Below are 13,937 nucleotides of genomic sequence, written 5' to 3' on the forward strand. Positions count from 1 at the left end.
TTAACTTCGTATCTCTGAGTGCTGATGAGGGGCTTGATTAACAGAAATCTTATCTTTAGCCACGCTATAGGATACGGTATCGCCCGTATCAATACCTAAAGCCACCTGCCTGCTTACCGGCACGGTAATGGTGTGGCCGTCCATATTCAGGCTCAACCGGGCATCCGCCATGCTGGCTGCTTCCACCGCGATGACCTTGGTGGACCAGTGATTAACCCCGGTAGCCTCGTCGGACGTCAGGTGCACGTCGCTTGGCTTAAACGTGACCGCTGCCTTATCGCCGGCGCGGAGTTCGGCGGGCCCGCCGGTGACGGTAGTGTTTCCACAGGTAACGACGGTTTCGGCAGCGGTGGCCTCTGAAACGGTGCCTTCCACGCGGTTGAGCCCTGCAATATTAGCCACAAAGCCGGTGGGTGGGACATCGAGGAGGTCTGCGGCAGGTCCGTGGGCGGTGACGCGGCCGGAATTCATGACCACCATGTCATCGGCAAGCCCGGCAATATCCAACGCATTATGGGTCACCAGCAAGGTGGTGCGGTCATGGCGGGTAGCGCGCAGGAAGCGGCGCCACTTGCTGGCGGATTCCACGTCGATGGCCGCCAAGGGCTCATCCAAAATCAGGATGGTGGGCCGCGCGGCGAGCGCGCGGACGAGGGCCACTTGGGCGGCCTGGCCGCCGGAAAGGGCGGGCACGGGGACATCGTTAAGCTCACACAAGCCCGCCGCCTCCAGCAACTCCGTGGCGCGCTGCTTATCGCGGGTGACCATCGCAATGGCCTGGTTGGCGGTGGCCCGCGGCGGCAGGCCGGGGCGCTGGGTAAGCAGGACGATCTCATCTGGGTCGGCGGTAATCTCCGCGCCGGTCAGCCGCCCGGCGATGCGCCCCATGAGTGTGGTCTTGCCCGAGCCATTGGAACCGACGATGGCCGTGATCGCGCGCGGGGTAAATTCCGTGGTCTCTCCATCCGCCGTGACGTTTAGGGTGGGGGCCTTTTCTGGGGCCGTCAGGGCGCTGAGCTTCTCATAGTCCATGCTGTGTAGCTCGCGGGCCTGCGCTCGGTAGGAACGCTGGAGGAGAGAGGGAAGCCCGGCGAGGGCGAGGCAGAGGATAGCCATCGCAATGAGGATGGCGGAGAGCACATAGGCACCATCGGTATCGACCTCGCGCTCCAAGTAAATGCCGAGCGGCATCGTGCGGGTCACGCCCGGCTGGGAGCCCGCAAAGGTCAGCGTGGTACCGAACTCGCCAAGGGAGCGCGCAAACGCAAGGCCGGCGCCGGTGGCCAGGGCGGGGGCGATGGAGGGGATGGTGATTTTTCGCAGTACCTCCCAGCGGGAAAGTCCCACGCTGGCGGCAGAGGCCAAGATCTCTTGATCCAATTGGCGCAGGGCGGAATCGACCGCCACCACGACGAAGGGCAAGGCGACGAAGCACTGCGCGGCGATGACGCCGGGAAAAGCAAAAGCAAAATGGAAGTCTATGGCGTCAAGAAACGGGGCCAAGTAGCCCCTGCGGCCAATGGCTGCGGTAAGCGCGAGGCCGCCCACCACGGGCGGCATGGCCAGGGGCAAATAAATGAACAGGCGGATAACGCCGCTGCCTCGGCCGAGCTGTTGGACCCAAAAGGCAAGACCGGTCCCCAGCACCATCGCCAGCAGCATTGATTGGAATGCCGCGGTAAGGGACAGCTTGAGCATGTCCCAAATCTCCGGTTTGGCGAGGTATTCGCCGATGCGGTTCCACGGTACGCGCAGCCCCAGGGAGGCTACGGGAACGAGGATGACAACGACCGCGATGAGGCCGATAAGGCCGATAACGAGGGGAGATTTAAGGCGTATGGGCTGGGGAGGGGTCATTTATTAATCTGCTGGGTTAAAGCCGTACTCTTCCCAGGTCTTATCAAAGTCATCGGCCAACAGGTCGAGGACTTTTTGCGCCTCTTCTGGGTGCTCAGCCTCGGCGGAAACGGCGCCCAGGATCTGGTTGGCGAACTTATCAGCATCCGGAATCTCGATGACCTCTACGTCATCGCCAGCGGCTGCAGCGTCGGTGGAGTAGACCCAGCCGGCATTGGACTCACCGGAGACAACCTTGCCCAAAACGTCAGCGACCTGCTGCTCCTGGGAGGCAGGCTTTACGTCCAGGTTGTTTTCTTCGATGATCTGGGAAGAGATATCGCCACATGGAACCTGTGGGTCACAGATGACGAAGCGGTCTTCGTTCTGCAGATCCTCGATGGAGTGGATATTGCCCGGGTTGCCCTTCGGTACAACCATCACCATGACGTTGGTGGCAAGCACCTTCGGGTCCTTGACGGTTCCGTCATTGATTGCCTTGTCCATGGTCTTCTTGGACGCGGTGAGCAGCAGGTCTGCAGGAGCGCCCTCGCTCAGCTTATTGACCAAGTCGGAAGAGCCGCCATTTTGGAACTCGAGGTCAACCGGGGTGTCGAACTCGGAAGCGCGCTTTTCCAGCTCATCGTTGATGACGCGGGTGGACGATGCAGCCAGCAAGTTCAAGCTGGTCTGCTCTGCATCGGAGGTGGTGGAGGTATCGGGAGAGCAGGCGGAGAGCGCCAGGCCGGTCGCAGCCACGGCGGCTGCGGCAAATTTCTTATTCATAGTGAATGCTCCGTGTTATGTAGACAACTATGTACGAGAGATAGAGTTATCACCACTTAGCCTATCGATTAGCACGGGAATACACTACGAAATTCGCGTGAACTTGATGTGATAGTCGTTTTCTTCTTCCTTGAGGTAAGACAGCTCAAATTCCTCCGCGCGCTCTTCCACTTCCTTGAGTAGAGGGAGTGGGTTGTGCGGGGCAATGAGGATCATGGCTTGGCCCACGTTCAGCGTGCCCAAAGCGCCGTGGATGGCGCCGTGGCGCACGGCGTGGGGGATTTCCGTGGCGTTGAGGGTGGGAATGGAGTGTTGCTGGGAGGAATCGGTGATGGGAAGTTCCATGGGGAGAGTCATCCTTTCGGAGGTGGGGTGAGAGTTTTACCTTGCCACCAATATTAGTACGATTAAAGCCGTGATAAATAATAGGCTCGCGCACCGCTTCTTCTTCCTTGCTTGCGCCGGGCTGTCCTTGCTGCTTGGGCTCGCCGCCGGGGCATCCCTGCTCGGCGTGGGATTCTCACCGGCAGCTTCTCTGGCTGCGGATCATGGCCCCTTGATGGTCTTCGGCTTTGTCGGCGGCGCCATCGGGTTGGAGCGCGCCGTCGCCGTGCGCACGCGGTGGGCATGGATAGGCCCCATCTTCCACGTCGCCGGCTTCGTGGGCATCGTGGCGGGCCTGCCGCGGCAGGTTCCGGCTTTGTGTTTTGCCGCAGGCTTCATAGTGCTGGGGTTTATCTATGCCACCATCCACCGGCGCCAGCCCGCCTTGTCCATCATCGTGCAGGCCACCGGCGTCATCGGCGGGGTAGCGGCGGCCCTGCTGTGGGCCATGGAGCCGGCCTTTTCTACTGCGATGCCGCTGTGCGTGCTCTACGTGGTAGCGACGATCATCGGCGAGCGCATGGAGCTAGCCCGCATCACCATGGCCGGCACCCAGGCAGAAAAGCGCATTACCCTGTGGGTTTTGGGGCTGGCGGCGCTCAGCGTGGTCTATATGCTCTCCCCGGCAGTGGGCTATCGCGCCATGGGCGCGGCGCTTATCGGCGTTGCGGTTTCTACCGTGCGCGTGGATGTGGCGAAGAACCTGGTGCGCTCGCGCGGGCTGCCGCGCTATTCCGCCGCCTGCATGCTCGCCGGGTATTTCTGGCTGGCCCTCGGCGGATATTTCTGGCTGCTCTACGGGGAAAGCTCCGGCTTTGCCTACGACGCCTCCGTGCACGCCATCTTCTTGGGCTTTGTCATATCCATGATTTTCGCCCATGCCCCCATCATCATTACCTCCGTCATCCGCCGCCACTTGCCCTACCATCCGGTGCTGTTCCTCCCCGTAGCGGTCCTGCACGGCGGGCTGGCGCTGCGCATTCTTGCCGATGTCTCCCGCCACACCCTTGCCTACCAGGTAGGCGGTCTGACCACCATTGCCGCCGTCTTGGTTTTCCTCGCTTGCGGCGTAACTTTGACGGTCAAGGAGGCCCACCGTGCACATTAATGACATCTCCCTGGCCGCCCGCAGCCGCTGGCACATCGTGACCGCAGCCCTTATCGGCGCGTGGGTGCTCATCGGCATCGGCATCAACGTGGCGGGTCACCTGGGCGCGCCGGTGGTGTGGTGGGATCTCATCCACCCGCTGACCATCGGCGCGCTGACTACCGCCATCGTCGTATTTTCCACCCATTTCACCGAGGCGCTTACCCGCACCGCCAATAACGGTTACCGCGGCGTGGGCGCGCGCGTGGCGCTCATCCAGGTGGGCCTTATCCTGCTCATTATCGATCGCGCGGGGTATGACTGGGGCCTGCTTGCCGATGCCGCCTCCCTCCTCATCATCGCCGCCCTTGCCTGGCAGCTCGCCTTCACTTACACGCGTTTGCGCGGATCGCTTTCCGGGTCCTTCGCGGTCACGGTGCCGTTTTACGCGGCCGCGTCCATCTTCATGATCGCCTCCGTGGTGCTCGTGATCTTAAGCGGCAATGGCGTGGGCAACTATTCCTTTTTGGTGGCCGCCCATTCGCGCGGCATGGTGTGGGGATTTGCATGGCTGACCATCGTGGGCACCATCGTGACGCTGCTTCCCACCTTGTCCAGCACCGCGATTTCGCCCACCGCGCGCACCAGGTGCACGCGCGGGCTCATCGTCCACTGCGCCGGGCTGGCACTGACCATGGTCTGCGGCGCGGTGGGGTGGACGCGCGCGGCGGGCATCGCCCAGCTGCTCGTCGTACTCGCCGCCATCATGATCATCCAACCCGTCCTGGCTACCGTGCTGGGGCGCAACCCCCGGCTGACCACTGCATCGGTTTCCGTCATCGCGGGGCTGCTATGGATGGTGGCCCTGTGTGCCGGGGATGCCGTGGCCGCAGCGCTTGGTGCCTATCCGCGCGTCATCACGCTATTTTTGGTCCCGGCCTTCATCGGTGGTGGAGTCTTGCAAATGGTCACGGGCGTATTGCACCACCTCTTGCCCACGCTGGTGGGAGGGGGTCCTGCCAAGGTGCACCACGGCCGGGCTACCGCGGACCGCGCGGGTTTTGCCCGACTCGTCCTCATCAACCTCGGCGCCTTGCTGAGCCTTGTCAATGCCCTGGCTGCCGGGCTTATCCTCATGGGGATAGGCTTAGCATTAAACGTGCTTGCCGTGGGCCGCGCCGTTTACCAACAACAGAATCTGGAGAATTAAATGCTTAGTGTTTCTTCCCCACAGCCACAGGATAAGCCGCCGGAGTCCGGTAACTCCCAGTGGGCCTCGTGGTTGCTCATCGGCATCGCGCTTGCCACGGTTATCGCACTGGCCCTAGTCAATACCACCTCTAAGGACTCCCAGCCGTCGAGCTCTGTGGCCGAAGGCGAAACCCACACCATTGACGTGGAAGTCGATGGCATGGCCTTCGTCCCCAACCACGTTGACGTGGATCCCGGCACCCACTTGGTGGTTAACTTCACCAATACCGGCGACCAAGTCCACGATCTAAAGATTGGCGATGCCGAAACCGGCCGCGTCGATCCCGGCGATACCGTGCAGCTCGATGCCGGCGTCATCGACTCGAGCATCGAAGGCTACTGCACCATCGCCGGCCACCGCCTGCAGGGCATGACCTTTGACGTCAACGTGGGCGATTCCACGCCAAGTACCGGCGGGCACGATCATCACCATCACGCCGTGGCCGGGGCGTCCAACCCGCACGTTGATGTTCCCAGCGCCGCCGAACTCGGTGCCTCCCGCGAAGGTTTTAAAGCCTATGACGCCTCCCTCGCGCCAGCGGCCAATACCACCACGCATGAAGAAACCTGGTCTATGACCGAGGAAATCGTTGAGGTAGCCCCCGGCGTCAAGCAGATGCAATGGCTCTTTAACGGCCAAGCGCCCGGGCCGACGCTGCGCGGCAAGGTGGGCGATAAGTTCAAGATCACCATCAAGAACGAGGGCAGCATGGCCCATTCCATCGACTTCCACGCCGGTGAGGTCAGCCCCGATGAAAACATGAAGTCCATCCAGCCCGGGGAAGAACTGACCTACGAGTTCACCGCAAATCGCGCCGGAATCTGGATGTACCACTGCTCAACTGCCCCGATGTCCCTGCACATCGCCAACGGCATGGCCGGCAACGTCATTATCGATCCACCAGATCTTAAGGACGTGGATGCCGAGTACAACTTCATCGCCAACGATGTCTTCCTCGGTGAGGAAAAGACCGGCGCCGACGCCCAGCGCGTGGCCGATGGCGAGTTCGACCTCATGGCCTTTAATTACTACCCCAGCCAGTACGATGTCGACCCCATCAAGGCCAAGGTGGGCGATACCGTGCGCCTGTGGATCCTGAACGTGGGCCCCGATCAGCCGCTTAGCTTCCACGTGGTGGGCGAGCAATTCGATACCGCCTACAAGGAAGGCGCCTATCTCATCAAGGACGAGGAAAAGACCGGCTCGCAGGCCTTCGACCTGCTTCCCGCGCAAGGCGGGTTTGTGGAAATGACCTTCAACGAGCCCGGAACCTATTCCTTTGTCAACCACATCATGACCAACGCGGAAAAGGGACAACACGGCAAGTTCGTCGTCACCGAATAAAGCGTTCTTAACTTCCCGTCCCCACCCCCGCCCTTCGCGCTCACCAGGGCACTGCCGAGAGGTAGTTCCACCTCTTACCGCGAGCGCGAAGGGCGGGGGTTCTTTATTGCCCACCTCCCTTGACGCTCACAGGGCGGCTGTGATTGCGGTCGTACCGCTGTGCCGGTGAGCGTGAAGGGCGAGTGGTGGGTGCATGGGAGCGCCGGAGTAGATGTAGACATAAGGAAACCGCCGCGGGCCATCCAAATATTGGACAGCGCGCGGCGGTGAAGAGGGGGAGGAAACTACCTAGGCACCGTGGCCCGGGGTTTCTCCTTCCAATTGCTTCCGGTTGGAGCGGATAGGCTCCCACGCGGTATTGGAGCGCATCGGGGTGGTGCGCTCATCGCGGGAACGGTAGACCACGTACGGGCGGGTAACGTAGCCGACCGGCGCCGAGAAGGCATGGACCAGGCGGGTAAAGGGCCACACGGCGATGATGGTGAAACCGCAGAGGACGTGGACCTTAAATTGCCACGGGGCACTGGCCATGAGATCGGGCTGGATGTTGAAGATCAACAGCTGGCGCAGCCACGGGGAAATGGTTTCGCGGTAGTCGTATCCACCGGTGCCGGCGAGGTCAAAAAGCTGCAGGGTAAAGGTGGCAAAAGAACCCGATACCAGCGCGAGGCCGAGCAGCGCGTACATGACCTTGTCCGAGGTAGAGGTGGACAAGAACACGGAGCGGTTCTTCAGCCTGCGATACAGCAATCCGGCAAAGCCCAGCAGGACTGCCAGCGCGGCGATGGATCCTGGGATGGTGGCCAGGAGGTGGTAGGCGTGGTCGCTGATGCCAACGGCCTGGGTCCAGGACTTGGGGAAAGCCAAGCCCATCAGGTGGCCGATGACGACGAAGACCATGCCCCAGTGGAAAAGCGGCGAGGATAAACGCAGCAGCTTGGATTCATAGATTTGGGAGGAGTGGGTGGTCCAGCCGAATTGGTCGGAACGCCAACGCCAGAAGATGCCCACGAAGAATGCCGCGATGGCTAACCACGGGAAGGCACCCCAGAGGAAGTTATCAAACATGATGTGGCTCCTAGACGAGGTCTGGTTGGGTAGTGGGGAAGGGAAGGTCTGCAATGCCGACCATCTCGGCGGGTGGGCCGGTGCGGATGAGATCGACGTACTTTTGCGCGGTATCAGAATCGACTTCTGGAAGGGCCTTGCACAGCGCGACGATCAAGCTGACATACGGCGAGCGCTCGTGAGCGAGGGCAGCGCGCAGCACCTCGATTCCTTCGCGGTAGCTGGCCACCAATTCGACGGCGCGCTCGTGGGTTTCCCCCTCGCTCATGGCGAGGGCTTCGAGGACCACGCAGAGGTGATCAGGTAGCTCTTCATCCGAAATTTCGAAGCCGAGCGATTCCAATTGCTGGCGGAAGGACAAGATGGCCATTCCGCGCTGGCGGGTATCGCCGACGGCGAAGTAGGACAGGTACAGCGCGCAGCGGCGGCGCTGGTCAAAGGTCTCGACGTAGTGCTCTTCCAAGCCGCGGGGGCCGATGCTGCGGGCCCATTCGGCGAAGTTGATGAAGTCGGTGGCAATGGCCAGCGGCAGGTCATCTACCTGGTCTTCGACCACTGAGAGGCGGTCAAAGATGTCTTCGCCGGGGTAATTAAGCAGCACGGACACGGCCATGGCGACGATTCGCCGCTGGTCTTCGGTGACCTCGACCGGCGTGACGAATTCGCGCGGGACTTGACCGGTGTGGGTGCGCAGCGTCTTTTCGACGTCCTTGGCACCGCCCATGGAACCGATGCCGGCGGGAGTTCCGAACCCGGCCACGGGGGCATCGCCACCCTGCTGGGCCGATTGCCGCTGCAGGGATTCCTGGCGCTTGCGGAGTTTATCGAAGATATTCACGGCTTAACCTACTTCCGCGGCGGGAACATGGCATCGGGCCGGTCGCCGCTCCAGGAGAGCAGCGAGACCTTGCCCTGTGGTTCCGCGCCGTGGGTACAGGCCTCGGGCGCGCCCATGCCCAGGTCGTGGAAGACGTCTTCGGAGGCCTTGGCCGGGTCCACATCGCCGAATGGATCCAAATCGGTAATGCCGCGCGGGGATTCCGGCGAGGCGGTGGGGATGACGTAGCGGTCATCGTATTTAGCGATGGACAACAGGCGGTACATGCCTTCCATGTCCCTGCCCGTCATGCCGACTGCCTGCGCGATCTCCTCCTGCGGCTCATTGCCCAGGTTGATATCGCGCATATACGAGCGCATGGCGACGAGCCTGCGCAGCGACTTTTCTACCGGGACGGTATCGCCGACGGTAAATAGGCCCGCCAAGTATTCCAGAGGAATGCGCATATTCGATAGCGCCGAGAAAAGGATCTTGTGGTCCTCACCGTCGTTGCCGGTAGCGGTCACCTTGTCAACGATGGGGGACAGCGGCGGGATGTACCAGACCATCGGCAGCGTGCGGTACTCCGGGTGCAGCGGCAGAGCGACGCCGTACTTGAAGATGAGGTCGTAGATCGGCGACTGCTGCGCGGCATCGATCCAGGAGTGCGGGATTCCCTCGGCCTGGGCCGCGCGGACTACCTCTGGATCGTGGGGGTCGAGCATGATCGACTTTTGTGCCTCGAAAAGGTCCTGCTCATTCTCGGTGGAGGCTGCCTCGGCGACGCGGTCGGCATCGTAGAGGATGACGCCCAAGTAGCGCAGGCGGCCCACGCAGGTCTCGGAGCACACGGTGGGCTGTCCCACCTCGAGACGCGGGTAGCACAACGTGCACTTTTCGGCCTTGCCGGTCTTGTGGTTGAAGTAGACCTTCTTATACGGGCAGCCGGATACGCACATGCGCCAGCCGCGGCAGCGGTCTTGGTCCACCAGGACGATGCCGTCTTCGGTGCGCTTGTACATCGCGCCAGAGGGGCAGGAGGATACGCAGGTCGGGTTCATGTAGTGCTCGCAAATGCGCGGCAGGTAGAACATGAACGAGTCCTCGATTTCCTTCTTGACCTCGAGGTTCATGTTGTGGAGCACGGGGTCATCGTCAAGCGTGGCAGTAGAGCCACCCAGGTTATCGTCCCAGTTGGAGGACCATTCAATCTTGCCGATGTCCCGGCCATCGATCTGGGAGACCGGCTTGGCGGTGGGCTGGGTCTTCTGACCCGCCTCGGCGCCCATCAGGTCCTCGTACTGGTAGGTCCAGGGCTCGTAGTAATCCTGGATGGTGGGCAGGTTGGGGTTGTGAAAGAGAGTGGCAAGCTTCTTGAGGCGCCCGCCGGCCTTGGGCTTGATCTTGCCGGATGCCGTGCGCTCCCAGCCGCCCTTCCACTTTTCCTGGTCCTCCCAGGTGCGCGGGTAGCCGAGGCCGGGGCGGGTTTCGACGTTATTGAACCAGATGTACTCGGTGCCTTCGCGGTTGGTCCATGCCTGCTTACAGGTAACTGAACACGTGTGGCAACCAATGCACTTGTCCAGGTTCATGATCATGGAGATTTGGGCCATGACTTTCATTAGTAGGATACCTCCTGGGAACGGCGGCGTACGCGGGTGACTTCATCGCGGTTATTGCCGGTAGGGCCGATGTAGTTGAAGTGGTAGGTCAGCTGGCCATAGCCGCCAGCGATGTGCACCGGTTTGATGGAAATGCGGGTCAGCGAGTTGTGCGTGCCGCCGCGGCGGCCGGTGTGCTCGTTGATCGGCGTGCCCACGGTGCGCTCCTGCGCGTGGTTGCACAGCATGGTTCCCTCCGGAATGCGGTGGGAGACGATGGCGCGGGCGGAGACGACGCCGTTGCGGTTATATACCTCAACCCAGTCATTGTCCGTCACACCGATTTTCTCGGCGTCCTTATTGGACATCCAGACCACCTGGCCACCGCGCGAGATGGACAGCACGTGCAGGTTGTCGAAGTACTGCGAGTGGATGGACCACTTATTGTGCGTGGTCAAGTAACGCAGCGTGACTTCAGCCTCGCCGCGGTCATTGGTCAATTCCGTGCCCGGCGCGAATTCGCCGTGCATGTGGACGTGATCCAGCGGTGGGCGGAAGATCGGCAGCGATTCGCCGTAGTCCATAAACCAGTCGTGGTCGATGTAGTACTGCATGCGGCCGGTCAGCGTGTGCCACGGCTTATCAAACTCGACGTTGATGGAAAAGGCGGTGTAGCGGCGCTTATTGCGCTTATCGGCGGTCCACTCCGGGGAGGTGATGACCTCCTTCGGGCGTTCCTTGATGTCGTCCCACGTGATGCGTACGTCTTCATCGGGAGCGCCCAGCGGGGTGAGATCCTTGCCGGTGCGCGAGGACAGGAACTCAAAGCCTTGCTTGGCTAGCTCGCCGTTGGAGACACCGGAAAGGTGCAAAATGGCGTCGATGACCTTGGTGTCCTTGGACAGGTCCACCAGCTCGCCCATCGAGGTCTCCGTGGTGCCACAGATGAGCTCGAGCTCCTTGACCTGCTTTTCCACGTTGAACTTGGTGCCGTGCACGCCAGTGCCGGCCTTGGCGGGAAGCGGGCCCAAGTGCGCCCACTTTTCGTAGACCTTGGTGTAATCGCGCTCGACCACATGAAGCTTCGGCATCGTGACTCCAGGGATAAGGCCCTGCTCTTCGGGGTCGGGGACGATGCCGTTGGGCATGCCGAGCTCGTCCGGGCTGTCGTGGTGGCTCGGCTGGGTAATGACATCGCGTTGCACGCCGAGCCACTTGGTGGCTTTATCGGAGAGCGCTGCGGCCAAGTCCCGGAAGACCTCGTAGTCCGAGCGCGCCTCCCACGGCGGGTTAATCGCCGCGTTAAACGAGTGCAGGTACGGGTGCATGTCGGTAGAGGACATATCGTGCTTTTCGTACCAGGTAGCGGCCGGGAAGATGAGGTCCGAGACCAGCGTGGTGGAGGTATTGCGGAAGTCCGTGGTCATCATCAGATCCAACTTGCCCTGCGGTGCCTTATCCACCCACTTGATGCTGCGCGGGCGGTCTTCGGGGGCTAGTTCTTCCGCGGTGGCATCCGAGTCGATGCCCAAGAGGTGGCGCAGGAAGAACTCGGTGCCTTTGGCGGACGAGCCGAGCAGGTTGGTGCGCCAGTTGAGCAGGATGCGCGGCCAGTTTTCCTCGGCGGACGGGTTGTCATAGGAGAATTCCAGGCGGCCATTTTCTAGCTCTTGGACTACGTAGTCGTTGATGTCCATGCCGGCCTCATCGGCTTCATCGGCAAGGAAGAGGGAGTTGCGGTTGAACTGCGGGTAGGCCGGCATCCAGCCGCGGCGCATGGATTCCGCCATGGTATCGGAGACCATCTTGTCCCCAATGGAGCCGTGGCTAGCAAGCGGCGAACCCAAGTGAGAGGCACGCGAATTATCGTAGCGGTACTGCTCGGTGGCGAAGTAGTAGAAGCCGGTGGAAATCATGTGGCGCGGCGGGCGCTGCCAGTCGGCGGCCATGGCCCACTGGGTCCAGCCGTTGATCGGGCGCAGTTTTTCCTGGCCCACGTAGTGCGCCCAACCGCCGCCGTTAACGCCCTGGGTGCCGCACATGGAGGTCAGCGCCAAGAAGGTGCGGTAGATATTATCGGCGTGGAAGTAGTGGTTGACGCCAGCGCCCATGATGATCTGTGAGCGGCCCTTAGAATCCGCGGCGTTTTGCGCGAATTCGCGGCCGATGCGGATGGCGGTATCGGCGGCCACGCCCGTGAGCTCTTCCTGCCAAGCGGGGGTGCCGACTTCGCTGGAGTCGTGGAAGTCCTTCGGCCAGCTACCCGGCAGGTGGAGGTCCTCGCGGTTGACGCCGTAGTGGGCGAGCATGATGTCGAAGACGGTGGTAACGAGCTTGCCGTCGACCTCGCGGACGGGGACGCCGCGGTGGACGATGCCCGCGCCAATCGGCTTATCGGTTCCCACGTCCTCAGGGTTGGTATCCAGGTCGAAGCGCGGGAAGAGCACCTCGGCGGTGTCAAAGCTATCGGTTTCTGCGATGGACATGACCGGATCGGCGTTGTCCAGCGCCAGGTTCCACTTGGCGCTTTCGTTATCCCAGCGGTCTGCCACGGTGCCGCCTGGGTCAACGATGCGCCCGTCTTCCTCCATTACCAGGCCACGGTGGGTGGCGTTGGGGGAGGAATTCAAGGTGGCATCGGCAAGCTGCGAGGCGGTGAGGAACTTGCCCGGGGTGTAGGTACCGTCGCCGTGGTCTTCCAGGGACACCAGGAAGGGCGAGTCGGTGTATTTGCGCATGTAATTCAGGAAGTACGGTTCCTGGCGGTCCACGTGGAAGGTCTTCAAGATGACGTGGCCCATGGCAAAGGCGAGGGCGGCGTCGGTGCCGGGCTCGATGCGGGCCCATTCATCGGCGAACTTGGTGTTATCGGCAAAGTCGGGCGAGACCACGACGACCTTGGTGCCCTTGTAGCGCGATTCCACCATGAAGTGGGCGTCCGGGGTGCGGGTGACCGGGATATTCGAGCCCCACATCATGAGATAGGAAGAGTTGTACCAGTCACCGGATTCGGGGACATCGGTCTGGTCGCCGAAGGTCTGCGGCGATGCCGGGGGCAGGTCGGCGTACCAGTCGTAGAAGGAGAGCGCGACGCCGCCGATGGTCTGCAGGAAGCGCATGCCGGCACCATAGGAGATCTGGGACATGGCCGGGATCACGGTAAAGCCGTTGATGCGGTCCGGTCCGTACTTGCGGATGGTGTAGACGTGCGCGGCCGAGGCGATATCGATGGCCTCTTCATAGGAGATGCGGATTAGCCCGCCCTTGCCGCGCTGGGAGATATACGCCTTGCGCTTTTCTGGGTCCTCTTGGATGGCGCGCCATGCTAGGACGGAATCGCCGTGCTTTGCCTTTTCCTCGCGGAACATATCCACCAGCACGCCGCGGGCGTACGGGTAGCGCACGCGGGTAGGAGAGTAGGTGTACCAGGAAAAGGATGCACCGCGCGGGCAGCCGCGGGGCTCGTACTCTGGCATATCATTGCCGGTGGTGGGGTAATCCACCGCCTGGGATTCCCAGGTGATGACGCCGTCTTTGACGTAGACCTTCCACGAACACGAACCGGTGCAGTTCACGCCGTGGGTGGAGCGCACCATCTTGTCGAAGGCCCAGCGATTGCGGTAAAAGACGTCTGCCTGGCGGCCGCCCTTTAAGAAAAGTTGCTGGCCAGAGTCGGTAGCTTCGCCTTTGCGCAGGTAGGCGCCAAGCTTAAAGAGTGGATTTGAGTTGCCTTGTTCGGGCGCGAAGTATGCAGTCATGGGG

The 13,937-nt window shown here is 61.7% G+C and carries 10 protein-coding genes; 3 read left to right on the forward strand and 7 right to left on the reverse strand.

The genetic code is table 11. From position 1 onward, the window contains the following. The 3 genes from HMPREF1287_RS01395 to HMPREF1287_RS01405 all read right to left on the reverse strand — a co-directional run bounded on the left by HMPREF1287_RS01395 (window position 1) and on the right by HMPREF1287_RS01405 (window position 2,967). Window positions 1–1,857 carry an ATP-binding cassette domain-containing protein gene (locus HMPREF1287_RS01395; RefSeq protein WP_005280172.1) on the reverse strand — a complete coding sequence of 619 codons (1,857 nt, stop codon included), beginning with the start codon at window positions 1,855–1,857 and terminating at the stop codon, window positions 1–3. Between the two features lie 3 nt (window positions 1,858–1,860). Next, window positions 1,861–2,622 (reverse strand): molybdate ABC transporter substrate-binding protein, encoded by a 762-nt coding sequence (modA, locus tag HMPREF1287_RS01400; RefSeq protein ID WP_023017772.1) that lies wholly within the window; start codon window positions 2,620–2,622, stop codon window positions 1,861–1,863. 84 nt (window positions 2,623–2,706) lie between these two features. After that, on the reverse strand, window positions 2,707–2,967 hold the full coding sequence (locus HMPREF1287_RS01405; RefSeq protein WP_005282371.1) for a DUF2249 domain-containing protein: 261 nt from the start codon (window positions 2,965–2,967) through the stop codon (window positions 2,707–2,709). A 70-nt stretch (window positions 2,968–3,037) separates the two neighbouring features. Between HMPREF1287_RS01405 and HMPREF1287_RS01410 the strand changes: the two genes are divergently transcribed. The 3 genes from HMPREF1287_RS01410 to HMPREF1287_RS01420 are packed head-to-tail and all read left to right on the forward strand — an operon-like array spanning window position 3,038 to window position 6,689. Next, window positions 3,038–4,114, forward strand: a complete 1,077-nt coding sequence (locus tag HMPREF1287_RS01410) for a hypothetical protein (protein ID WP_023017773.1) — start codon at window positions 3,038–3,040, stop codon at window positions 4,112–4,114. Further along, window positions 4,104–5,303 carry a hypothetical protein gene (locus HMPREF1287_RS01415; protein WP_005280176.1) on the forward strand — a complete coding sequence of 400 codons (1,200 nt, stop codon included), beginning with the start codon at window positions 4,104–4,106 and terminating at the stop codon, window positions 5,301–5,303. Before HMPREF1287_RS01410 ends, HMPREF1287_RS01415 begins: the two co-directional genes overlap by 11 nt. Next, complete coding sequence (locus HMPREF1287_RS01420; protein ID WP_023017774.1) at window positions 5,304–6,689, forward strand: multicopper oxidase domain-containing protein; 1,386 nt, start codon at window positions 5,304–5,306, stop codon at window positions 6,687–6,689. A 288-nt stretch (window positions 6,690–6,977) separates the two neighbouring features. Here HMPREF1287_RS01420 and narI read toward each other — a convergent pair whose 3' ends face one another. The 4 genes from narI to HMPREF1287_RS01440 are packed head-to-tail and all read right to left on the reverse strand — an operon-like array spanning window position 6,978 to window position 13,933. Then, window positions 6,978–7,757 (reverse strand): respiratory nitrate reductase subunit gamma, encoded by a 780-nt coding sequence (gene narI / locus HMPREF1287_RS01425; protein WP_005280178.1) that lies wholly within the window; start codon window positions 7,755–7,757, stop codon window positions 6,978–6,980. Between the two features lie 10 nt (window positions 7,758–7,767). Beyond that, complete coding sequence (narJ, locus tag HMPREF1287_RS01430; RefSeq protein WP_023017775.1) at window positions 7,768–8,595, reverse strand: nitrate reductase molybdenum cofactor assembly chaperone; 828 nt, start codon at window positions 8,593–8,595, stop codon at window positions 7,768–7,770. A gap of 8 nt (window positions 8,596–8,603) precedes the next feature. Next, complete coding sequence (gene narH / locus HMPREF1287_RS01435; RefSeq protein WP_023019835.1) at window positions 8,604–10,196, reverse strand: nitrate reductase subunit beta; 1,593 nt, start codon at window positions 10,194–10,196, stop codon at window positions 8,604–8,606. After that, complete coding sequence (locus HMPREF1287_RS01440) at window positions 10,196–13,933, reverse strand: nitrate reductase subunit alpha (protein WP_023017777.1); 3,738 nt, start codon at window positions 13,931–13,933, stop codon at window positions 10,196–10,198. The genes narH and HMPREF1287_RS01440 overlap by 1 nt, the downstream gene beginning before the upstream one ends. Window positions 13,934–13,937 lie beyond the last annotated feature (4 nt).

The organism is Corynebacterium sp. KPL1986 (assembly GCF_000477975.1).
GTDB lineage: Bacteria > Actinomycetota > Actinomycetes > Mycobacteriales > Mycobacteriaceae > Corynebacterium > Corynebacterium accolens.

Excerpts from the sequence above, each read along its gene's own strand:
- narI (WP_005280178.1), bottom strand. The coding sequence starts at position 7,757 with ATGTTTGATAACTTCCTCTGGGGTGCCTTCCCGTGGTTAGCCATCGCG.
- HMPREF1287_RS01420 (WP_023017774.1), top strand. The coding sequence starts at position 5,304 with ATGCTTAGTGTTTCTTCCCCACAGCCACAGGATAAGCCGCCGGAGTCC.
- narH (WP_023019835.1), bottom strand. The coding sequence starts at position 10,196 with ATGAAAGTCATGGCCCAAATCTCCATGATCATGAACCTGGACAAGTGC.
- HMPREF1287_RS01405 (WP_005282371.1), bottom strand. The coding sequence starts at position 2,967 with ATGGAACTTCCCATCACCGATTCCTCCCAGCAACACTCCATTCCCACC.
- modA (WP_023017772.1), bottom strand. The coding sequence starts at position 2,622 with ATGAATAAGAAATTTGCCGCAGCCGCCGTGGCTGCGACCGGCCTGGCG.
- HMPREF1287_RS01440 (WP_023017777.1), bottom strand. The coding sequence starts at position 13,933 with ATGACTGCATACTTCGCGCCCGAACAAGGCAACTCAAATCCACTCTTT.
- HMPREF1287_RS01395 (WP_005280172.1), bottom strand. The coding sequence starts at position 1,857 with ATGACCCCTCCCCAGCCCATACGCCTTAAATCTCCCCTCGTTATCGGC.